Source organism: Stieleria sp. (assembly GCF_041595215.1).
GTDB lineage: Bacteria > Planctomycetota > Planctomycetia > Pirellulales > Pirellulaceae > Stieleria > Stieleria magnilauensis.
The window spans coordinates 1-1,661 of sequence record NZ_JBFHKV010001452.1; the positions used below are offsets into that span (position 1 = coordinate 1).

At 59.0% G+C, this 1,661-nt stretch carries 2 protein-coding genes; one reads left to right on the forward strand and one right to left on the reverse strand.

The features are described from left to right. Positions 1–397, forward strand: a 397-nt coding sequence (locus tag ABX749_RS32030; protein WP_372899615.1) for a hypothetical protein, incomplete at its 5' end; no start/stop codon positions are given. Between the two features lie 331 nt (positions 398–728). Here the strand turns inward: ABX749_RS32030 and ABX749_RS32035 are convergent. After that, positions 729–1,661 (reverse strand): exo-alpha-sialidase (locus ABX749_RS32035; RefSeq protein ID WP_372899616.1); only part of this gene is annotated, 933 nt, incomplete at its 5' end.

Here is a 1,661-nt window from a genome sequence, read left to right on the forward strand (position 1 = left end):
CGTCAGCGTCGACATCGAACCGAGTTGGGCGACCTGGACCGGCAAACACATCCAGTACGTTTTTGACGGTTACGACTGGGACACGATCCAGGGCTGGAAGGAACCCGGTGAACGAGCGAGTTGGAAACTGGACGTCGAGCGCGCGGGCTCCTACCGCGTTCGCCTGACCTACGGGTGCCGCCCCCTCGATGCCGGCGGCAAATTGATCTTGCGCAGCGGCGATCAATCCACCAGCCATGACGTCGTAGCCAGCGCGACCGCGGACCAATTCGAAACTCACCCCGCCGGCGTGTTGCATTTGGAACAAGGCCAGGTTGAATTGGTCGCCGAAGTCGCCACGTGTCCGGGAAACGAGCTGATGCGTTTGAACCGGATCACGTTGGAGCCGGTGGAGTAAGCGGGGCCCGTGTTCACACTTCGATGAACCCTCGCTTCGCTCGACCCCCTACGCATCAAGTTGAGAAGTAACCCTCCCGTGTGGAGGTCGTGCGGTTTTTAAGTCGCTGATCACAAAGGGTTTTCGTCACTCTCCCCCTGGGCATTGGTCTCTACTCGAGGCATTTGTGCATGGCCGTTGGCCAATCCCTCGCGTTCTCGTTTGCGGACCTTGGGCGATGCCCAAGGCTATGGATGTAAACGGCCGTTGGCCGAAGCCATTCACTCAGAATAGATCTGACATGCAAAAGATGTGTAAACACCATCGCCCAGGGCGAAGGTGACCCAAGGGATCACTTCTCCTCGACCAACTTGCTCGGATCGATGACGACGTGTTTGACCTTTTGCCGTTTCCAGGTGTAGGTCGCGTGGACCAGACCGTCGTCGGTCTGGATGATCGCCGGGTAACTGAATTCGGCGCCCTTTTCTTGTTCCAGCGTCCCGACACGTGTCCAGTGATCGCCGTCTTCGGAAATCGCCAGGTTCAACATCCCGCGACGTCCCCAACCGCTGCTTCCGCTGCCCAGATGGTTGTAGATCAGCAAGTGACGGCCGTCGGCTAACGAAACGACTTCGATGCCCGAATTGGGATTGGGAAGATCGATGGCTTTCAGAGCCGACCAAGTGGTTCCGCCGTCGCTGGAGCGAGTGCTGACGATCACGCCTTCTTTGCTTCGGCACAAAGCTTGAAGCGTGCCGTCGGCATGTTGCAGCAGGGTCGGTTGAATCGCGTTGAATTTGGACGCGTCGTTGATCGGCCCGATTCGGTTCCACGTCCCGGCGGGCTGACCACCGAGCAGATCGACTTTCTCGAAATGCACTCGCCACCCGTCGTATTCGGTCGACGATCCACACAACAGACGCCCGTCATCGGTCAGGATTGGTTTGCACCGCACCGGACCGTCGATGCCTTCGGGCAGTCGAACTCGATCGCGGAACGTTCGCCCGCGATCATAGCTGACCATCATCTCGCCCCACCAACTCTGCGGGTCGGGGCCGACCTTGAAAAACAACAGCGTCGGGGCGTCGCCGGGTGGTTGAAACAGCACCGGATTCCAGCACGGATGACGCAAGCCATCATGCTGGACACCGGTCGCCACTTGCGAAGGCGACGACCAGCGGCTTCCATCGTGATAGCTGGTCCAGATCCCGACATCCTTGTGCTTCTCTTTCGTTCCACCAAACCAGGCCGCGACCAATCCACGACTGGTCTGACAAATCGTCGA